The 18395-nt window shown below is 73.4% G+C and carries 19 protein-coding genes and 1 pseudogene; 10 read left to right on the plus strand and 10 right to left on the minus strand.

The window, feature by feature from the left end:
* Window positions 1-96 precede the first annotated feature (96 nt).
* The 3 genes and pseudogenes from ACFY9E_RS08240 to ACFY9E_RS08250 form a co-directional block, all read right to left on the minus strand.
* A pseudogene (locus ACFY9E_RS08240) lies at window positions 97-876 on the minus strand (DMT family transporter); the annotation flags it as partial.
* Between the two features lie 19 nt (window positions 877-895).
* Window positions 896-1723: an AraC family ligand binding domain-containing protein gene (locus ACFY9E_RS08245; RefSeq protein WP_390980610.1), complete on the minus strand. Its 828-nt coding sequence runs from the start codon at window positions 1721-1723 to the stop codon at window positions 896-898.
* A 23-nt stretch (window positions 1724-1746) separates the two neighbouring features.
* Complete coding sequence (locus tag ACFY9E_RS08250; protein WP_390980612.1) at window positions 1747-1875, minus strand: hypothetical protein; 129 nt, start codon at window positions 1873-1875, stop codon at window positions 1747-1749.
* Window positions 1876-1882: 7 nt separating this feature from the next.
* Here ACFY9E_RS08250 and ACFY9E_RS08255 point away from each other — a divergent pair, with 7 nt between their 5' ends.
* From ACFY9E_RS08255 to eda, 4 genes are all read left to right on the plus strand, one after another.
* Window positions 1883-2638, plus strand: coding sequence for a MerR family transcriptional regulator (locus ACFY9E_RS08255; RefSeq protein ID WP_390980614.1), 756 nt, complete (start codon window positions 1883-1885; stop codon window positions 2636-2638).
* Window positions 2635-3213, plus strand: a complete 579-nt coding sequence (locus ACFY9E_RS08260; protein WP_390980616.1) for a hypothetical protein — start codon at window positions 2635-2637, stop codon at window positions 3211-3213. The genes ACFY9E_RS08255 and ACFY9E_RS08260 overlap by 4 nt, the downstream gene beginning before the upstream one ends.
* Window positions 3214-3267: 54 nt before the next feature.
* Window positions 3268-4050, plus strand: a complete 783-nt coding sequence (yaaA, locus tag ACFY9E_RS08265) for a peroxide stress protein YaaA (protein ID WP_390980617.1) — start codon at window positions 3268-3270, stop codon at window positions 4048-4050.
* 62 nt (window positions 4051-4112) lie between these two features.
* On the plus strand, window positions 4113-4763 hold the full coding sequence (eda, locus tag ACFY9E_RS08270; RefSeq protein WP_390980619.1) for a bifunctional 4-hydroxy-2-oxoglutarate aldolase/2-dehydro-3-deoxy-phosphogluconate aldolase: 651 nt from the start codon (window positions 4113-4115) through the stop codon (window positions 4761-4763).
* Here eda and ACFY9E_RS08275 read toward each other — a convergent pair.
* Genes ACFY9E_RS08275 through ACFY9E_RS08285 form a run of 3 tightly spaced genes read right to left on the minus strand, consistent with a single transcriptional unit; the run spans window position 4738 to window position 7594 of the window.
* Window positions 4738-5979, minus strand: a complete 1242-nt coding sequence (locus ACFY9E_RS08275; protein WP_390980621.1) for a bifunctional RNase H/acid phosphatase — start codon at window positions 5977-5979, stop codon at window positions 4738-4740. The two genes, eda and ACFY9E_RS08275, sit on opposite strands and share 26 nt — an antisense overlap.
* Window positions 5980-5999: 20 nt before the next feature.
* Window positions 6000-6743 carry a C4-type zinc ribbon domain-containing protein gene (locus ACFY9E_RS08280; protein ID WP_390982006.1) on the minus strand — a complete coding sequence of 248 codons (744 nt, stop codon included), beginning with the start codon at window positions 6741-6743 and terminating at the stop codon, window positions 6000-6002.
* Window positions 6740-7594 (minus strand): Nif3-like dinuclear metal center hexameric protein, encoded by an 855-nt coding sequence (locus ACFY9E_RS08285; protein WP_390980623.1) that lies wholly within the window; start codon window positions 7592-7594, stop codon window positions 6740-6742. Before ACFY9E_RS08285 ends, ACFY9E_RS08280 begins: the two co-directional genes overlap by 4 nt.
* A gap of 199 nt (window positions 7595-7793) precedes the next feature.
* On the opposite strand from ACFY9E_RS08285, the gene ACFY9E_RS08290 reads away from it, so the two are divergent.
* A complete protein-coding gene (locus ACFY9E_RS08290; RefSeq protein ID WP_390980625.1) occupies window positions 7794-8990 on the plus strand; it encodes a hypothetical protein in 1197 nt (398 codons plus the stop codon).
* A 96-nt stretch (window positions 8991-9086) separates the two neighbouring features.
* Window positions 9087-9254, plus strand: coding sequence for a hypothetical protein (locus ACFY9E_RS08295; RefSeq protein WP_390980627.1), 168 nt, complete (start codon window positions 9087-9089; stop codon window positions 9252-9254).
* Between the two features lie 236 nt (window positions 9255-9490).
* On the opposite strand, the gene ACFY9E_RS08300 is transcribed toward ACFY9E_RS08295, so the two are convergent.
* Genes ACFY9E_RS08300 through ACFY9E_RS08310 form a run of 3 tightly spaced genes read right to left on the minus strand, consistent with a single transcriptional unit; the run spans window position 9491 to window position 12410 of the window.
* Entirely contained in the window at window positions 9491-10432 is a 942-nt protein-coding gene (locus ACFY9E_RS08300) for a 3-oxoacyl-ACP reductase (RefSeq protein ID WP_390980629.1), read from the minus strand.
* Window positions 10433-10443: 11 nt separating this feature from the next.
* The gene (locus ACFY9E_RS08305; RefSeq protein WP_390980631.1) at window positions 10444-11520 is read right to left on the minus strand and encodes an alcohol dehydrogenase catalytic domain-containing protein; all 1077 of its coding nucleotides are present in this window, start codon (window positions 11518-11520) and stop codon (window positions 10444-10446) included.
* Between the two features lie 32 nt (window positions 11521-11552).
* Window positions 11553-12410: a MaoC/PaaZ C-terminal domain-containing protein gene (locus tag ACFY9E_RS08310; protein ID WP_390980633.1), complete on the minus strand. Its 858-nt coding sequence runs from the start codon at window positions 12408-12410 to the stop codon at window positions 11553-11555.
* Between the two features lie 312 nt (window positions 12411-12722).
* Between ACFY9E_RS08310 and ACFY9E_RS08315 the strand changes: the two genes are divergently transcribed.
* On the plus strand, window positions 12723-13937 hold the full coding sequence (locus tag ACFY9E_RS08315) for a hypothetical protein (protein ID WP_390980635.1): 1215 nt from the start codon (window positions 12723-12725) through the stop codon (window positions 13935-13937).
* Between the two features lie 44 nt (window positions 13938-13981).
* The gene (locus tag ACFY9E_RS08320) at window positions 13982-14176 is read left to right on the plus strand and encodes a hypothetical protein (protein WP_390980637.1); all 195 of its coding nucleotides are present in this window, start codon (window positions 13982-13984) and stop codon (window positions 14174-14176) included.
* A gap of 13 nt (window positions 14177-14189) precedes the next feature.
* On the opposite strand, the gene ACFY9E_RS08325 is transcribed toward ACFY9E_RS08320, so the two are convergent.
* The gene (locus ACFY9E_RS08325; protein ID WP_390980639.1) at window positions 14190-15653 is read right to left on the minus strand and encodes a DHA2 family efflux MFS transporter permease subunit; all 1464 of its coding nucleotides are present in this window, start codon (window positions 15651-15653) and stop codon (window positions 14190-14192) included.
* Window positions 15654-15848: 195 nt separating this feature from the next.
* Between ACFY9E_RS08325 and ACFY9E_RS08330 the strand changes: the two genes are divergently transcribed.
* Window positions 15849-17588, plus strand: a complete 1740-nt coding sequence (locus ACFY9E_RS08330; protein ID WP_390980641.1) for an MFS transporter — start codon at window positions 15849-15851, stop codon at window positions 17586-17588.
* A 102-nt stretch (window positions 17589-17690) separates the two neighbouring features.
* Window positions 17691-18341: a class I SAM-dependent methyltransferase gene (locus ACFY9E_RS08335; protein ID WP_390980643.1), complete on the plus strand. Its 651-nt coding sequence runs from the start codon at window positions 17691-17693 to the stop codon at window positions 18339-18341.
* Window positions 18342-18395: the final 54 nt, after the last annotated feature.

Here is an 18395-nt window from a genome sequence, read left to right on the forward strand (position 1 = left end):
TACCCGGCGGACGACACGCTTCGGCGCCGCGGCCGTGGCCAGCACCGAGCCCGCCAGGATCAGGGTGAAGGCGACGCCGATGCCGAGCGTCAGCTCCTCGTTCAGGAAAAGCGCGCCTGCGGCTACCGCTACCGCCGGATTGACGTAGGTGATCACGCCGGCCCGGGTCGGGCCGATCTCCTTGATCAGTTCCAGGAAGGCCACGAACGCGATCGCGGTGCAGACGATGCCGAGGCCGGCCAGGGCGGCCAGGACGTCGGCCGAGGGCATGGCTTCGGGCCGGGTCAGGTACGCGGCCGGGGCGTAGACGACGGCGGCGAGCGTGAGGCAGGGGGTGATCAGCTGGAGGGTCGGGACGTCCCTGAGGTACCGGGCCGCTATCAGCGGGGCCGTGGCATAGCCGACGACCGTCACCAGCACCTCGGCCATCGACAGGGCGTCGCCGCCGGTGAGGTGCGGCAGAGTCAGGACGGTGACGCCCGCGAGACCGAGGGCCAGGCCCGTGATGCGGCGGGCGCCCACCCGCTCCTCCGCTCCGAAGAAGCGGGCCAGGAGGAGGGCGACGATCGGCACGCCCGCGATGAGGAGTCCGGCGGTGGAGCTGGACAGGTGGCGTTCGGCGTCGGTCAGGGTCCACCAGGGGCCGATGATCTCGATGACGGCGAAGGCCAGCATCGGCTTCCAGTGGGCCCGGACGGTACGGCCGAGGCCGCCTTGGCGCAGGGCGAAGGGGAGCAGGAGCGCGGCACCGAGGGCGCAGCGAGTGAACACCACCATGGACGGGGACAGGTCGTCCACCGCCACCTTGATCATCAGGTAGGGGACGCCCCAGACCACTCCCATCAGGGAGAACAGGAACCAGCCGCGTGCAGTCATGGGGGGAGTCTCGGCCGTCTCACCCCACGGTGTCTTGAACGCTGTTGCGGTACGCCGCCGGGGTCACCCCCAGCACCCGGCGGAACCAACGAGTGAGGTGTGCCTGGTCGGCGAAGCCGACGAGCCCGGCGACCTCGGCGGGGCGCAGCCCGGCTTCCAGGAGGCGGCGGGCCCTGGCCACCCGGTGCTGGGCGAGCCAGGCGTACGGCGGTACGCCCATCGTCGTGCGGAAGGCGCGCAGGAGCTGGTAGCGGGAAAGGCCCAGGTCCGTGGCGAGGGAGGCCAGGGAGGGGGGTTCCAGCAGTTCGTCGGCGAGGCGGTCGCGTACGGTCCTGGCGATGCCGTCGCCGCCGGTCACGGCGTCGCTCGCCGCCCGGGCCGTGGAGTGACGGCGGGCCAGGGCCGTGAGCAGCCAGGGCAGCCGGGACTCGGCCTCCAGCGGGTCGGGGCAGGCGCTGATGTCGGTGTGGGCGGCACGCAGGGCCGCCGCCAGTTCCGGGTCGTGGAGGACGGGGTCGCGGAAGTGCGGGAGGCCGCCGACGGTGCCGTCGGTGAGGAGGGCCGGTTCGGCGTAGAGGGCCTGGTAGGCGTAGCCGTCGCAGGCGGCCGGGCCGCCGGTGTGCATCTCGCCGGGCTCCAGGACGACGATCGAGCCGGGGTAGGAGTGGATGTGCCCGCCCCGGTACGCGATGACCTCCGAGCCGCCGACGGTGACGCCGATGGTGAATTCGTCGTGGGCGTGGGGTGCGTAGACGTGCTGGTCGAAGTGGGCGGTGAGGAGGTCGAGGGGCGGGCCGGCGCGGCCCAGGCGTGCCCTGGTCCAGCTGGTCTGTTCTCGTCTCCCCATGTCGCACCCCCGCCCACAGGGGATCAGAGGAGGTCGGCCGTGTCCAGGTCGAAGGCGAACGGTTCCGGAAGAGCGACGGGCTTGCCGAAGGGGCGGGCGCAGTGCTCGCGGGGACGGCGTGCTTGACCCTGCCGCAGCGTCAACGTCTTCACTGGTGGCATGCGGATCGGAGAACTCGCCGGGGTCGTCGGCGTCACCACGCGGGCCGTGCGGCACTACCACCATCTGGGGCTGTTGCCCGAGCCGGAGCGGCGGGCGAACGGGTATCGGGAGTACGGGTTGCGGCATGCCGTCGTGCTGGCGCGGATCCGGCGATTGACCGAGCTGGGGCTGGGGCTCGCGGAGGTGCGGGACGTGCTCGCGGACGATGCCGGGAAGGACCTCGTCGAGGTGCTGACCGAGCTGGACGAGGACCTGGCGCGGCAGGAGGAGGCGCTGCGGGAGCGGCGGGCGCGGTTGCGGACCCTGCTGGACGCGGAGGGCGGGGTGCCCGCCGAGGGGCCGGTGTCGCCCGAGCTGGCCGCGCTGTTCGCCGGGACCGCGCATCTGTCGGACTCGCCGATGGCCGCCAAGGACCGCGAGATCATCGCGTTCCTGGAGACCGCCATGCCGGCCGGGGACCGGGAGCGGCTGGTGTCGTCGGTGGGTGAGGCGCTGGGGAGTCCGGGGGCGCTCGCGCGGGCCGGTGAGGCGTACGCGCTGCTCGACGCGCTCGTCGACGCCGAGCCGGACGATCCGCGCGTCGCCGAGGCGGCCCGGGCGCTCGCCGACTGCATTCCCACGACGCTGTTCCCGGGGGCCGGTGAGCTCGATCCGCACGACAACGTCCTGCGCGCGTTCTACGACGATCTCGCCCCGGCCCAGGCGGAGGCCGTCCGCCGCGCGTTGCGGATCCTCACCGAGGAGCGGCGATGAGGGCCGGGTGGCTGCTGGTCCGGCACGAGCTGCAGTTGTTCGCCAGTCTCGCTCTGTGGGTGGTGCGGCGTACGCACGGGGCGGGCGGCGGGGTGGCCTTCGGGTACGCGCGTGGGCAGGGCGCGATGATGGCCGGGTTCGCGTTCGTGTGTCTGGTCGAGACGGTCGCGTTGTCCGTGCTGTTGCGGGACTGGCCGGCCGTGCACGCGGTGTTCCTCTTCCTGGACGTGTACACGGTTGTGTTCGTGGTCGCGCTGCACGCCTCGTCCGTCGTACGTCCGCACGTGCTGGATGTGGAGCGCGGCTCGCTGCGGATACGGCGGTACGTCCATGTCGATCTGTGCGTGCCGTTGGAGCGGATCGGTTCCGTGCGGCGCGAGCTGCGGATGACGCACGAGCGGGCCGAGGGCGAGCTGGACGTCGAGGTGGGGTCGCAGACCACGGTCACGCTCGAACTGACCGAACCGGTCACGCACGTCACCTTCCTCGGGCGGCGCCGCGAGGTGCGGCTCGTGCGGTTCCACGCCGACGACGCCGACGGTCTGGTCCGGGCCCTCGGCCGGGCGCGCGTCTGAGCTGCCCACGACGTCCCCGTACGCTGTCGGCGGAGTTCGATCGAAGGAGTACGCGTGCTTGTCCTGCTGCCGCCGTCCGAGGGCAAGGCCTCTTCCGGCCGCGGTGCCCCGCTGAAGCCGGAGTCGTTGTCGCTGCCGGGGCTGACCGCCGCCCGGGAGGCCGTCCTCACCGAGTTGGTGGAGCTGTGCTCCGGGGACGAGGACAAGGCGCGTGAGGTGCTGGGGCTGAGCGAGGGGCTGCGGGGCGAGGTCGCGAAGAACGCGGAGCTGCGGACGGCGGGGGCGCGGCCTGCCGGGGAGATCTACACCGGCGTGCTCTACGACTCCCTCGGCCTGGCGTCCCTCGACACGGCCGCCAAGCGGCGTGCCGGGCGGTCGCTGCTGGTGTTCTCCGGGCTGTGGGGTGCGGTGCGGGTGACGGACCGGATTCCGTCCTACCGGTGCTCGATGGGTGTGAAGCTGCCGGGGCTCGGGGCGCTGGGCGCGCACTGGCGTGCGCCGATGGCGTCGGTGCTGCCCGAGGTGGCCGGGAGCGGGCTGGTGCTGGATCTGCGGTCCGCCGCGTACGCCGCCGCCTGGAAGCCGAAGGGCGAGGTCGCCGGGCGGACGGCGTCGGTGCGGGTGCTGCACGCGCCGACGCGGAAGGTGGTCAGTCACTTCAACAAGGCGACGAAGGGGCGGATCGTGCGCAGCCTGCTGACCGCCGGGGCCGACCCGAAGGGGCCGGCCGAGCTGGTGGAGGCGCTCCGGGATCTCGGGTACGTCGTGGAGGCGCAGGCGCCCGCCAAGGCGGGGCAGGCGTGGTCGCTGGATGTGCTGGTGGACGACGTGCACTAGCGGGCGTTGCAGGGTGCGCAACGACCTTTGCGCGCTCTGCATGCCGACGGCAGGATGAGGCCATGGCCTCCCCTGCCCCGCCCGCCTCCCTGCTGGACCTCGCGCCCGTCGTCCCCGTCGTCGTCATCGAGGATGCCCGTGACGCCGTACCGCTGGCGCGGGCGCTGGTGGCGGGCGGGCTGCCCGCGATCGAGGTGACGTTGCGGACGCCCGCGGCCCTGGCGGCGATCGGGGAGATCGCCCGGGCGGTGCCCGGGGCGGTGGTCGGGGCCGGGACGGTGATCCGTCCCGGGCAGGTGGCTGAGGCGGTGACCGCGGGCTCCCGCTTCCTGGTGAGCCCGGGCTGGACGGACGTGCTGGTGGAGGCGATGCGGGCGTCCGGGGTGCCGTTCCTGCCGGGGGTGTCGACGGCGTCGGAGGTCGTGGCGCTGCTGGAGCGCGGGGTGCGGGAGATGAAGTTCTTCCCGGCGCAGGCCGCGGGCGGTACGGCGTATCTGAGGTCGCTGTCGGGGCCGCTCCCGCAGGCCCGTTTCTGCCCCACGGGCGGGATCGGCCCCGCCTCCGCCCCGGACTATCTGGCCCTGCCCAACGTCGGTTGTGTGGGCGGGAGCTGGATGCTGCCGCAGGACGCCGTCGCGGCTCGCGACTGGGACCGTGTGGAGGCGCTGGCCCGGGAGGCGGCGGCGCTCAGCGCAGGTGGGACGTGTCGTTGAGGAGACGGACGCTGGCGTTGCCGTCCGCGTAGTAGGCGACCACCGACAGGGACGCGGCCGACAGTTCCATGCGGAACAGGGACTCCGGCGGAGCGCCCAGGGCGAGCCGGACGAGCGTCTTGATCGGGGTCACGTGCGTGACGAGCAGGACCGTTCGGCCCGCGTGGGCCGCGACCAGCTTGTCGCGGGTGGCGGCGAGCCGGGTGGCCGTCGCCGCGAAGCTCTCGCCGCCGCCGGTGGGTTCGGCGTCCGGTGAGGCCAGCCAGGCGTTCAAGTCGTCGGGGTGGCGCTCGCGCACCTCGGCGAAGGTGAGTCCCTCCCAGGCACCGAAGTCGGTCTCGCGCAGCCCGTCGTCGATGGCGACGTCGAGCCCGAGCCGGGCGGCGACGATCCCGGCGGTCTCCCGCGTACGGGCGAGCGGCGACGACACGACGGCCTGTACGGTGCCCCGCCGGGCCAGCATCGCGGCGGCCCGTTCGGCCTGTTCCCGGCCGGTGTCGGAGAGGGAGGGGTCGGTTCCGCCGCTCCCGGAGAACCGCTTCTGGGGCGTCAGCGGGGTCTCGCCGTGGCGCAGCAGGACGAAGGTGGCGGGGGCGCCCATGTCGGCGGGCGCCCAGCCGGGGGCGGCCACGGCTCGGGCGGCGCGGGTGTCGGCCCGGGCGGCGTCCCCGGCGTCCTCGGCGGCTCCGGGAGCCTCCGGAACCCCGGCGGCGCGCCCGGCGGCCCCGTCCAGCTCGGCCGTGGAGGCCGAGCGCCCGGCGGCCGCGTCCAGCTCTGCCGTGGAGGCCGATTCCGACCACTGCTCGCCCTTGGCCCCCGCGTCCATCGCCTCGTTGGCCAGCCGGTCCGCGTGCTTGTTCCGCTCCCTCGGCATCCACTCGTACGTGACGCGCCCGGGCGGGAAGACGCGGGCCGCCTGCGCCGCCAGGGGCTTCATGTCGGGGTGCTTGATCTTCCAGCGGCCCGACATCTGCTCGATGACGAGCTTGGAGTCCATCCGGACGTGGACCGTCGCCGCCGGGTCCAGCGCGTGGGCGGCGCGCAGGCCCGCGAGGAGGCCCCGGTACTCGGCGACGTTGTTCGTGGCGACGCCGATGTACTCTGCGGTCTCCCGCAGGGTCTCCCCCGTCGCCGCGTCGCTGACCACGGCCCCGTAGCCCGCGGGCCCCGGGTTGCCCCGCGACCCGCCGTCGGCCTCGACGATGAACTCCCGCACCGGAACGGCTCCCTGAAGGCCTAGAGGCCGGACTCGGACGTGCGCACCAGGATGCGGCGGCAGTTCTCGCAGCGGATCACCGTGTCGGGTGCCGCCTTGCGGATCTCGGCCAGCTCGGTGATGGCGAGCTCCTGCCGGCAGCCCTGGCAGCTGCGCGCGTACAGCTTGGCCGCGCCGACGCCGCCCTGCTGCCCGCGCAGCTTGTCGTAGAGCTTCAGCAGGTCGTCGGGGATGGAACCGGCGATGACCTCGCGCTCCTTGGTGACCGTGGCGACCTCGCCGTCGATCTGCTCGAAGGCCGCGTCGCGGCGCGCGGTCGCGTCGTCGATCTTCGACTGGACGGAGGTGACACGCTCGGTCAGTTCGGCGACCCGCTCCTGCGCGGACTCCCGGCGCTCCATGACCTCCAGCACCACGTCCTCCAGATCGCCCTGCCGCTTGGCGAGGGAGGCGATCTCGCGCTGGAGGTTCTCCAGGTCCTTGGGGGAGGTGACGGCGCCGGAGTCCAGGCGCTGCTGGTCGCGGGTGGCGCGCTGGCGCACCTGGTCCACGTCCTGCTCGGCCTTGGTCTGCTCGCGGGCGGTGTCGCTCTCCTCGGTCTGCGCGGCCACGAGCAGGTCGCGCAGCTGGATGTGGTCCTTGCTCAGCGACTCGATCTCGGCGTGCTCGGGCAGCGACCTGCGCTTGTGCGCCAGCTGCTGGAGGCGGACGTCGAGGTCCTGGAGGTCGAGGAGTCGGATCTGGTCGGCGGGCGCGGCGTTCAGTTCGGGGCTCCAAGGGGGTCAGAAGTGGTTGAGGCCGCGTGCGCGGTCCAGGGGTCGGTGACCGTCTTCGAGACGTGGACGCGCAGGTCCCATCCGTGGCGGTCGGAGATCTCGTCGAGCTGGCTCGCGGCCAGCTCGCACCAGGGCCACTCGGTGGCCCAGTGCGCCGCGTCGAGCAGCGCGAGGGGGCTGTGGGCGCGGGCCTCCGACACCGGGTGGTGGCGCAGGTCCGCGGTGAGGAAGGCGTCGGCTCCGGCCGCGCGGACGTGGTCGAAGAGACTGTCGCCGGAGCCGCCGCTGACGGCGACGGTGCGCACGAGCGCCTCGGGGTCGCCGGCGACGCGGATGCCCTGTGCGGTGGCGGGCAGCCGCTCGGCGGCGCGGGCGGCGAGCTCGCGGACGGTCAGCGGGTGGTCCAGCGCGCAGAGGCGGCCGAGGCCGCGGCGGCCCTCGGGGTCGGTGGGGTCCGGCACGAGCGGCCCGGTGATCCGCAGGTCCAGCGCGCCCGCGAGGGCGTCGGAGACACCCGGGTCGGCGGTGTCGGCGTTGGTGTGGGCGACGTGCAGCGCGATGTCGTTCTTGATGAGGGTGTGCACGACACGGCCCTTGAAGTGCGTCGCCGCGACCGTGGTCGTGCCGCGCAGGTAGAGCGGGTGGTGGGTGACGATCAGGTCGGCGCCCAGTTTCACCGCCTCGTCGACGATCTCCTGGACCGGGTCGACGGCGAACAGGACCCGCGTGACCTCCTGGTCGGGGTCGCCCACGACGGTGCCGACCGCGTCCCAGGACTCGGCCCGCTCGGCGGGCCACAGCGTCTCCAGCGCGGCGATGACTTCAGACAGACGGGGCACGGGAGCAAGGCTACCCGCCTGATCTGTGGCGTTGCACCGCCACCGCCCGCTCCTGGCACTCATCGCCCCGCTCAGCACAATCGCCCCCTTTTCCTCAGGCGAATCGTTCCTGGAACACCCTTATGTGTGAAGCCTGCGCCCCGGCAATTCCCCGCCCGCGCGTGCGATAACTACGTTCGTCACTGGAGGTGACCGAACGATGACGGCCTGTGCGATCGAGCCTTCGGCGGGACACGAGGACGAGAACGGGACCGCGCCGGCAGGCTGCACGCTCACCGCGGACGGTGCCTACGGCGCGCGTCTCGCGTCGGCCGGCGACTCCTGGTTCCCGGAGCGCTGGACCCTGGACGGCCCCGAGCCGTACGCGGTGCCCCTGCCCCGCAACCAGCCGGAGGAGCCCGGCACCGAGGTGCAGCCGATGAGCGACGGGCGGGTCCTCATCCACCGGGTGGTGGCCACGCGGCACGCCTTCTCGCTGCTGTACCCGACCGGGCCCGGCACCGGCGAGCTGCCCCTGGGCGCGGTCGAGTGCGCGGACGGGACCGCCCGGCTGCGGCTGCTGCCGCCCGCCCCGGGCGGTGAACGGGCCTACGCCCTCGCCGTCGGGCCGCGGTCGACGTCGGTGTGGCTGGTCGCGGGCGGCGCCTTCGGGCCCGAGCGGCTGGCCGAACTGCCCGGCCGCTGCACGGGCGGGGTCTGGCTGGACCGGACGGGACGGCTGCTGGCGCTGGACCGGGAGAGCGGGGGGCGCGTCAAGACCGTCGTGGTGGACCTGGACGGCGGTGGAGAGGTGTCGCCGCTGCTGCAGATCACCGCCGAGAGCGACGACCGGCTGCTGCTCGCCGACCTCGACAGCGGCCTGCTGATCGTCCGCTCGGACGCGCCCTCGCCGGGGCAGGACCGGCTGGGCTGGGGCGTGCTGGGCAGCTCGCTGCCGGTGCGTTTCCCGGAGTGTCTGCGGCTGCGCGACTGCTCCGTCACGCCGTTCGCGATCCAGCCGGGGCAGGTGCTCACGCCCGAGAGCTGCGCGGTGGCGCTGCGGCTGGACGGGCCGGCGGGCAGCTGGGTCGGTGTGTGGCGGCCCGCCGAGCGGCGGGTGCACCATCTCCGGGCGCCCGAGGGGTGGCTGACGGGCACAGGCCTGTGGACACCGGAGGGGGTGCTGCGGCTGCCGTACGCGACGGAGGCCGTGCCGTGCGGGGTGGCGCGGGTGAGTCCGCCCGGGGCCGTGCCGCCGGAGCCGGAGCCGGCAGCCCCGGTTCCGGAACCCCCCGGGGGGCCCGGGGAGCACGAACCCCCCGCCTCGTCAGCGCCGTCCGCCCCTGCTCCGGCGCCCTCGGCGCCACGCCCTGTGCCCCTTCGGGAAGCGCCGTTGGGACGCCTTGTAACGAACTAGTGCCGGTTGGCGTGGCCGCCTGGATTCGAGCTCAGGGGTGCCGGTTAGACTCACCCGGCTGTAAAAAGATCATGTTGACGGGGTGAATTCCATCCGATGAGCGACGCCAGCACGAACCAGCCGCGTAACGCCGACGTCCAGCAGTCCTCCTCCGGCCCCGGCCGGCATCGTGGTGAGGTCTCCACGCAGGACGGCGGGACGGCTCCGCGCGGACGCCACCGCAAGCCGGTGGCGCAGACCGAGCAGGCCGTGACCACGGCCTGACGGCACGTCAGTCACCAGACGGCGAACGGCCCTTCCCGCCACAAGCGGGGAGGGCCGTTCCGTGTCCTTCACCCGACGTCGGTGCCTTTCACCCGCGTCCGTGTGTTCACCGAAGCCCGTGTGCTTCACCGGCGCCCGTGCGTTTCCGAGCGCCCGTGTGCTTCACCGGAGCCCGTGCGCTTCCCAGCGCCCGTGTGCTTCACCGGAGCCCGTGCGCTTCCGAGCGCCCGTGTGCCTCACCCGCGTTTCAGCCCCAGTACCTCCACCGCCGCGAACGTCTCCCCCGCCGGACGGTCCGTGTAGTACGGCCCGAGGACGGCCTCCAGCTCGTCGTAGGTGAAGGTGTCCTGCTTGCTGTCGAACTTGGCGGCGATCCGCGGCCGTTCGACGACGGCGACCGTCCCGCCGTGCACCACGAGGAGCTGCCCGCTTACGTGGGCGGCGGCGGGTGAGGCCAGATAACCGACTAGGGGGGCCACGTGCGCGGGGGCGAGCGGGTCGAGGCCCGGGCCGGGGGACTGCTCGACGCCCGCGAAGACGTCCTCCGTCATGCGGGTGCGGGCGCGCGGGCAGATGGCGTTGGCCGTGACGCCGTACTTGCCGAGGGCGAGGGCGGTGGAGGTGGTGAGGCCGACGATCCCGCCCTTGGCCGCCGCGTAGTTGGGCTGCCCGGCGGAACCGGCGAGGAACGCCTCCGAGGAGGTGTTCACGATCCGCCCGAACACCGGCTCCCCGGCCCGCTTGGACCGCTCGCGCCAGTGCGCGGCGGCGAACCGGGTGGTGTTGAAGTGACCCTTGAGGTGCACGCGCAGGACGGAGTCCCACTCCTCCTCGGACATCGAGAACACCATGCGGTCGCGCAGGATGCCCGCGTTGTTGACGAGGATGTCGAGCCTGCCGAACGCGTCGCACGCCGACTCGACGAGTGTGCGCGCCTGCTCGAAGTCGGAGACGTCGCCGGTGTGGGCGAGGGCGGTCCCGCCCGCCGCGCGGATCTCGGCGGCGACCTCCTCGGCGGGCCCGGCCGAGGCCTCGCCCGTGCCGTCGCGGCCGGGCTGTCCGTAGTCGTTGACGACGACCGCGGCACCGAGCCGGGCGAGTTCCAGCGCCTCGGCCCGGCCGAGGCCGCGGCCCGCGCCGGTGACGATCGCGGACAGTCCCTCCAGGGGCAGCGCCATGGCGTGGGTCCTCACATCTCGATGCAGGTGCGCAGGGCCGTCCCCGTCCGCATCTGGTCCAGGGCCTCGTTGATGTCGGCGAACGGGACCCGGTGGGTGATCAGGCCCGCCAGGTCGACCCGGCCCGCGCGCCACAGGGCGATGGTGCGCTCGTAGGAGCGCAGCACGTCTCCGCCGCCGTACATGGACGGCAGGATCCGCTTCTCGTCGAAGAACAGCTCGAACATGTTGAGCTGGAGGAAGTCGTCCATGGCTCCGGCGCCGACCACCACGAGGGTGCCGCCGCGCCGGGTGTTGTCGTACGCGGTGCGCGCCGTGGCGGACTTGCCGACGACCTCGAAAACGTGGTCGAAGCCCTCGCCGGCCGTGATCTGCTGCTTGGCGTCGGGCAGTTCGTCGGGCGGGATCGCCCGGGTGGCGCCGAACGTGAGCGCGGACTCGCGGCGCGCGGCGATCGGGTCGACGGCGACGATCTCCGCGGCGCCCTTGAGCCGCGCGCCCTGGATGACGGAGATGCCGACGCCCCCGCAGCCGATCACCGCCACCGACGAACCGGCCTCCAGGTCGGCCGTGTTGAGCGCGGCGCCGAGGCCGGTCGTCACCCCGCAGCCGATCAGCGCGGCGATGTCGAAGGGCACGTCGTCGGGGATCGGCACCGCGCAGCCGGCGTCGACGACGACCTCCTCGGTGAAGGTGCCGGTGCCGGCGAAGCCGAAGACGTCCCCGCCCGGCCGTTTGAAGTTGGGGGTGCCCGCGTTCATGAACCCGGCCAGGCACAGCTCGGTCTGCCCGCGCTTGCAGGCGGGGCAGGAGCCGCAGGCGGGCAGCCAGCACACGACGACGCGGTCACCGGCCTTCAGGTGCGTGACGCCCTCGCCGACCTCGACGATCTCGCCCGCGCCCTCGTGCCCGGGCACGAAGGGCGCGGGCTGCGGCAGCACCCCGCTCATGGCGGACAGGTCCGAATGGCACAGCCCCGTGGCACGCACCCGGATCCTCACCTTGCCGGGCCCGAACCCCACCGCCTCGACGTCGTCGAGGACCTCCAGCTTGTCCTGGCCGATCTCGTGCAGTACGGCTGCGCGCATGGTGCGGGCTCCCCTCGTACGGCGTGGTGGACTCAGGTGTGTTCGACGATGGTGTCGGCGAGGACGGGGGCGTCGTCACGCTCCACGGCAGCGACGGCGACCCGGGTGGATCCGGGCGTGTGCCACATGCGGATCCGCAGGGTCTCCCCCGGGTACACGACCCCGGCGAACCGGGTGGTGTACGACCGCACCCGGGTCACGTCCCCGCCGAGCAGCGTGTCCACGACGGCCTTGAGCGTGATGCCGTAGGTGCACAGGCCGTGCAGGATGGGCCGTTCGAATCCGGCGACCTTGGCGAACTCCGGGTCGGCGTGCAGGGGGTTCCAGTCGCCGGAGAGGCGGTAGAGCAGGGCCTGGTCCTCGCGGGTCGGTCGCTCCACCGTCCGGTCGGGTGCGCCGGTGGGAGGCTCCAGCCGGGCCGAGGGGCCGCGGTCACCGCCCCAGCCGCCCTCGCCGCGGATGAAGATCTGCGCGTCGTTGGTCCACAACGGGCCCTGGGCGTCAGCGACTTCGGTGCGCAGGACGAGGACGGCCGCCGTGCCCTTGTCGTACACGGCGGCGATCCGGTGGGTGGCGGTGGCGGTGCCCGTCGCCGGGAGGGGCCGGTGGATCACGAGGCTCTGGCCGCCGTGCAGGACGCGGGCCAGGTCGACCTCGATGCCGGGCATGGACAGCCCGCTGGTCACGCCTGGTTTTCCGCCGCCCGCGACGGTGGCGAAGCTCGGCAGGACGTGCAGCCGGGACTCCAGGGTGTAGCGCAGCTCGTCGGGATCGGTGGCGGGGCTGCCCGCGCCGATGCCGAGGTGGTAGAGCTGCACGTCCCTGTGGTCCCAGGAGAGCTCGCCGGTCCGTGGTTCGGCCGCGAGCGCCGTGGCTGCGTCGATGGGCATGGGGCTCCTGATCGCCGGAGGAGGGACCTCGGTACGGCCGTCCGCACCGTCGGCCGCACCGAGGCCGTCTGGGACCGAACGGGAACACGAACTGAAACGCGTTCCAGTCCCGCGCCCTCTGTATAGCCCAGGCCCCGGCACTTGTGAAGCCTCCTGACACCGTGTCAGATCGGTCGGGCTTCCGCTCGACGCGGGGGACGCGCAGCCGGCGGGGGCGGGACACCTCCGCGACGACACGGACGTGTACGTTGGCCGGTGGTCCGCGCCACCACACGTCGAGGGCGCCGGCAACGGCTAGGGGAACTGGAGCACATGGGACGCGTCGCCGTCATCACCGCGCCGAACATCGGATACCGCAACACGGGCATGCTGACCGTGGACTTGGCGTTCGAGTCCCTGCGGCGGCGGATGGACACCGCGTGCGACGCCACCTGGTACACACTGCACACGCCGGAGACCGTGCCGCTGCGCGACGGTGCGCGCGGCACCGCGTTCCCCTTCCGCTTCCGGCCGCTGGCCGAGCACCTCGACTCGCTCCGCGACCATGACGCGGTCGTCTTCTGGGGCGACTTCCTGCACACCCGGCACTATCTGGCGCAGGACGCGACGAACCGCCTGCTCGACTTCGGCTTCGCCGTGGACCGGGACGACGCCCGGGCACAGTTGAACCGGGCCCTGCTGTTCGCGGACCAGCCGGACGAGGTCCTCGCGCGGACCCTCAGCTACGGCGGGACGATTTTGCACAACACCCAGTCCGACTACGAGGACAAGGAGTACGGCCCGCTGTTCTCCCGTCTGGTGAGGCGCAGCCACCGGATGTGGGTGCGGGATCCGCTGTCGGCGGCGAAGATCGCGCACCTGCGGGGGGACCGCACGACCGACCACTTCGGTTCGGACGCGGCGCTGCTGTCCCGCCCCGGCGACCTGGACCACCTGCCGACCACGCCGTGGTCCCGGTCGGTTCCCGACGGCGGCGCGATCGGCGTCTTCCTCGGTGCCCGTACACCGATCCCCGACTGGCTGCCCGCCTTCTGCCAGGGCCTGTCCGACCGGCTGGGCGCCCCGCTGGAGTGGCTGCCCTGGTTCGACCGGGACGTCCCGGCCCCGGTCGGCCACATCGCGGCCCGCCCCGGGGTTCCCACCGTCGGCGACCTGGTCGGGGCCCTCCCCCGCTACCGGCTGGTCATCACGGACACGTATCACCTGGCCGTCAACTCCTGGGGCGCCGGGACCCCGGCGGTGTGCGTCGGCGCGCCCGAGCCGACCCCCAAGACGCACGACGACTATCTGACGCTGAGCGATGTGAAGAAGCACGTCTTCCACATGGCGTACGACGCGACGGACTTCTACCTGACCACCCGGGAGGGGTACGGGCAGGACCTCGACCGGATCGTCCACCTCCTGGAGGGCGGTGGCGCCGAGGCCGTCGCGGCACGCATCCGCGACCACGCCGACCACTCGGCGGCGTCCTTCATGCGGACGCTGACCTCGCTGCTGGACACGCCCCGCCCCGCCCCGGGCCCGTGACCGGCCGGCCCATCCGCGTGATGCCGGCCGCGGACGGAGGCGTGATGCGCGGTGCGCTCGCCCTGCTGCCGGAGATGGAGGACGACATCGGGGTCGTCGCCCAGGTGGCCACGGGGGGCGCGATCCTGGAGGCGGCAGCACTCGCCCACCACCCGGACGCCGCCTTCCTCGACGTCGAACTCCCCGGCGGGAGCGGCGTGGAAGCCCTCCGCGAGGCCCGCCGCCGGGGCCGGCTCTGAGCCTCCGCGCCCCTCACGGAACCTGGGCCGCCCGCCGCGGCAGCCACACCCACATCAGCACGACCCCGGCCGCCAGCACCCCGGTCCCCACCCGGAACGCGAGTGCGTAGCCCGCCGTCAGGGCCTGCGGGGTCGTGTGGCCCGCCGACTCGGCCGCCGCCAGGGTGGACAGGACGGCCAGGCCCAGGGAACCGCCCATGGTGCGGGACGTGTTGACGAGCCCGGAGACCAGGCCCGCCTCCTCGGGGGCGGCGCCGGACGTGGCCAGGGAGGCGAGGGGGGTCGCCGCCAGGCCCGCGCCGAGCATCATGAGGATGCCGGGGACGAGGATCGCCGTGGCGTAGGAGCCGTCGGGCGTCATCGTGGACTGCCAGGCGAAGCCGGCCACGGCGACCAGGGTGCCCAGCGCTGCGACGTTGCGCGGGCCGATCGGGCGCATCAGGCGGGGTGCGAGCTTGGAGCCGAGGATGACGGCGAGGGAGCTCGGGACCAGGGCGAGGCCGGCCTCGAGCGGGGTGTAGCCGAGGACGTTCTGCGCGTAGAGGGTCATGAAGAACCACATGCAGAACATCGCGGAGCCGCACAGGAACATCGAGACGTTCGCCGAGGAGACCGAGCGGACGCGCAGGAGGCCGAGCGGCATCAGCGGACTCGCCGTGCGGGCCTCGACCGCGAGGAACGCCCCGAGCAGGGCCAGACCGGCGAGCAGGGGCAGCACGGTGGCCGGTGCCGTCCAGCCCGCAGCCTCCGTCTGGGAGATGCCGTAGGCCAGCGTGCCGAGGCCGGCCGTGACGAGCAGCGCGCCGGGCAGGTCGAGGCGCCGGCCGTCCCCGGCCCGGCCCTCGGTGAGGAACCAGGCGGCCGCGCACAGCACCACGGCCCCGACGGGGACGTTGATCAGCAGCACCCAGCGCCAGGAGAGCGTCTCCACCAGGAGCCCGCCGACCAGACCGCCGGCCGCGCCACCGCCGGCCCCGACCGCCGTCCACGTCCCGATGGCCCGGGCCCTGGCGGCGCCCTCCGGCACCGACGCCGTGAGGATCGTCAGCGTCGAGGGCGCCAGCACCGCCGCACCCAGCCCCTGCACGGCCCGCGCCACGAGCAGCTGCCAGTCGTCCTGCGCCAGCCCGCCCGCCGCCGAGGCCAGCGTGAACAGGCCGAGCCCGACGAGGAACATCCGCTTGCGGCCGTAGAGGTCCCCGGCGCGCCCGCCGAGCAGCATGAACCCGGCGAAGGCGATGGCGTAGGCGTTGACGACCCACTGCAGGCCCTGCTCGCTGAGCCCGAGCCCGGTCCGCATCGACGGCAGCGCCACGTTGACGACGGACACGTCGAGCACGACGAGGAACTGCCCGGCGCAGGTGAGCGCCACGACGAGCCACATCGGCGGCGCCCCGCGCGGACGCAGCCGGGACAGTCGGGATATGCGGGATGTGCGGGCGGTGGCGGCGTCGGCGGATTCGAGCATGGGTGTCATGCTCTCAACCGCCTCGCACCCGTTGCATCGGGATTTCGCCGGGCCGTGACCTCGGTCCCGGGGCCTAGGACTCCGGCGAATCCCAAGGAAAGGTCAACATTTCGTTAGGGTGCCAAAGCAACGGAATAGTTGCCTGGACGTACGAGGTTCAGAATCCACGTACCCCGACGCACCCCGGCCCGGAGGCCCTCTTCCATGACGCAGACGACGACAGACCGCCCCGCCGGCAGAGCGAGCGGGGCCGTGGTCCCGGTGCTCGCCTTCGCGGGCATCGTTGTCGCGGTGATGCAGACCCTGCTCGTTCCGGTGATCAAGGATCTGCCGCAACTGCTGGACACCGCCCCCAGCAACGCCACCTGGGTCCTCACCTCGACCCTCCTCTCGGGCGCGGTCGCCACCCCGATCATGGGCCGCCTCGGCGACCTCTACGGCAAGCGCCGCATGCTGATCCTGAGCCTGGCGGTGATGGTCGTCGGCGCCCTGGTCAGCGCGCTCACCAGCGATCTGCTGCTCATGATCACCGGCCGCACCCTCCAGGGCTTCGCGATGGGCGCGATCCCGCTCGGCATCGGCCTGATGCGCGACATGCTGCCCCGCGAGAAGCTCGGCTCGGCGATGGCCCTGATGAGCTCCTCCATAGGCGTCGGCGGCGGCCTCGCCCTGCCCGCCGCCGCCCTGGTCGCCCAGCACAGCGACTGGCACGCCCTGTACTACGGCGCCGCCGGCCTCGGCGTGCTGGCCATCGCCCTCACCCTCCTCGTCGTACCGGAGTCCCCGATGCGCGCCGAGGGCACCTTCGACCTGCCGGGCGCGCTCGGCCTCTCCGCCGGGCTCGTGCTGTTCCTGCTGCCGATCACCAAGGGCAGCGACTGGGGCTGGACCTCCGGCACCACGCTCGGCCTGTTCGCCGCGTCGGCGGTGGTGCTGGTGCTGTGGGGCGTGATGGAGCTGCGCCTGAAGGCCCCGCTGGTCGACCTGCGCACCACGGCCCGCCCGGCCGTCCTCTTCACCAACCTCGCCTCGATCATGGTCGGCGTCTCCTTCTACGTCGTCTCCCTGGTCCTGCCCCAGCTGCTCCAGCTGCCGAAGTCCACCGGCTACGGCCTCGGCCAGTCGATGGTCGTCGCGGGTCTGCTGGTCGCGCCGCTCGGCCTGACGATGATGTTCACCGCGCCCGTCTACGCCCGCCTGTCCGCGAAGTACGGCCCCAAGGTCACCCTGATCCTCGGCCTGCTGATCATCGCGATCGGCTACGGCGCCGGCCTCGGCCTGATGAGCGCCGCCTGGCAGAGCCTGGTCATCGCGGTCCTCCTGGGCGCGGGCATCGGCCTGGCCTACTCCTCGCTGCCCGCACTGATCGTGGGGGCGGTCCCGGCGTCGGAGACGGGTGCGGCGAACGGCCTCAACACCCTGATGCGCTCCATCGGCACGTCGGTGTCGAGCGCCGTGATCGGCATGGTGCTGGCCAACACCGCGGACAACGTCGGCGGCGTCGAGATCCCGACCATGCACGGCTTCCGGGTCTCCTTCCTGATCGCGACGGGCGCGGTGGCCGTGGGCCTGCTGCTGGCGCTGTTCCTGCCGGGCCGACGGCCGTCGGGCACGCCGCAGTTGCGCGCCGGCAGCGAGGAGGACGCCGCGCTGGAGCGCGCCGAGCAGGCCCTGCGCGGCTTCCGCGGCCGGGTGCTGGACGCCGACGGCTCACCGGTCGCCCGCGCCAAGGTCACGCTGATCGACCGCCGCGGCCACCAGGCCGGCGCCACGCTCTCCGCCGAGGACGGCAGCTACGCGCTCACCGTCCCCGCCCAGGGGTCCTACGTCGTGGCCGCCCGGGCCACCGGGCACGGCCCGCTCGCCTCGTCCGCGACCCACGCGGGCGACGAGCGCCCGGTCGACCTGGACCTGTCGCTCCCGGGCGAGACGGTCTCCGCCTGATCCGCCCCCCGCCCCGACTACTCACCGGTACCCCCTGTCGTCCCCTCGGCAGGGGGTGCGGCACGATGGCGCCCTGACCGTCGTACGACCGAGAGGAACCCCATGCCCGCGGCGCCGAAGCCCGAGATCCTGGCCGCGTTCGAGGCGGCGAAGGGGTTCATGCCCACCGGCGAGGGCCTGGCTCTGTACGCGGCGGCCGTGGAGGCCGGGCGGCTCGGGCTGCCGCTGCTGGAGGTCGGCACGTACTGCGGCCGGTCCACGATCCTGCTCGCCGACGCGGCCCGCGCGGCCGGGGTCAGCGCGCTCACCGTCGACCACCACCGCGGCAGCGAGGAGCAGCAGCCGGGCTGGGAGTACCACGACCCGGAGACGGTCGACCCCGAGATCGGCCTGATGGACACGCTGCCCACGTTCCGCCGCACGCTCCACCGGGCGGGCCTGGAGGAGCACGTGGTGGCGCTGGTCGGGCGTTCCCCGCGGATCGCGTCGTTCTGGCGGACGCCGCTCGGGTTCGTCTTCATCGACGGCGGCCACACCGACGAGCACGCCACCGCCGACTACGAGGGCTGGGCCCCGCACGTCGCCGAGGGCGGCCTGCTGCTCATCCACGACGTCTTCCCCGACCCGCAGGACGAGTTCACCGGCCAGGCCCCCTACCGCGTCTACCTGCGGGCTCTCGCGTCCGGCGCGTTCACCGAGGTCTCGGCGACGGACTCGCTGCGGGTCCTGCGCCGCACGGGGCCGGGCATCTGACGCACCGGCACGGCCCGCGGCGGCTGGGCGGGTGAACTGCGCCCCCGGCACCCC

The sequence above is a fragment of the Streptomyces sp. NPDC012466 genome, from assembly GCF_042955215.1.
In the GTDB taxonomy this organism is placed as follows: Bacteria; Actinomycetota; Actinomycetes; order Streptomycetales; family Streptomycetaceae; genus Streptomyces.

Coding starts and splice junctions, on each gene's coding strand:
- ACFY9E_RS08295 (WP_390980627.1), top strand. CDS start 9,087: ATGAGCGACGCCAGCACGAACCAGCCGCGTAACGCCGACGTCCAGCAG.
- ACFY9E_RS08335 (WP_390980643.1), top strand. CDS start 17,691: ATGCCCGCGGCGCCGAAGCCCGAGATCCTGGCCGCGTTCGAGGCGGCG.
- ACFY9E_RS08290 (WP_390980625.1), top strand. CDS start 7,794: ATGACGGCCTGTGCGATCGAGCCTTCGGCGGGACACGAGGACGAGAAC.
- ACFY9E_RS08310 (WP_390980633.1), bottom strand. CDS start 12,410: ATGCCCATCGACGCAGCCACGGCGCTCGCGGCCGAACCACGGACCGGC.
- eda (WP_390980619.1), top strand. CDS start 4,113: ATGGCCTCCCCTGCCCCGCCCGCCTCCCTGCTGGACCTCGCGCCCGTC.
- ACFY9E_RS08300 (WP_390980629.1), bottom strand. CDS start 10,432: ATGGCGCTGCCCCTGGAGGGACTGTCCGCGATCGTCACCGGCGCGGGC.
- ACFY9E_RS08325 (WP_390980639.1), bottom strand. CDS start 15,653: ATGACACCCATGCTCGAATCCGCCGACGCCGCCACCGCCCGCACATCC.
- ACFY9E_RS08330 (WP_390980641.1), top strand. CDS start 15,849: ATGACGCAGACGACGACAGACCGCCCCGCCGGCAGAGCGAGCGGGGCC.
- ACFY9E_RS08320 (WP_390980637.1), top strand. CDS start 13,982: ATGCGCGGTGCGCTCGCCCTGCTGCCGGAGATGGAGGACGACATCGGG.
- ACFY9E_RS08245 (WP_390980610.1), bottom strand. CDS start 1,723: ATGGGGAGACGAGAACAGACCAGCTGGACCAGGGCACGCCTGGGCCGC.
- ACFY9E_RS08255 (WP_390980614.1), top strand. CDS start 1,883: ATGCGGATCGGAGAACTCGCCGGGGTCGTCGGCGTCACCACGCGGGCC.
- ACFY9E_RS08260 (WP_390980616.1), top strand. CDS start 2,635: ATGAGGGCCGGGTGGCTGCTGGTCCGGCACGAGCTGCAGTTGTTCGCC.
- ACFY9E_RS08305 (WP_390980631.1), bottom strand. CDS start 11,520: ATGCGCGCAGCCGTACTGCACGAGATCGGCCAGGACAAGCTGGAGGTC.
- ACFY9E_RS08315 (WP_390980635.1), top strand. CDS start 12,723: ATGGGACGCGTCGCCGTCATCACCGCGCCGAACATCGGATACCGCAAC.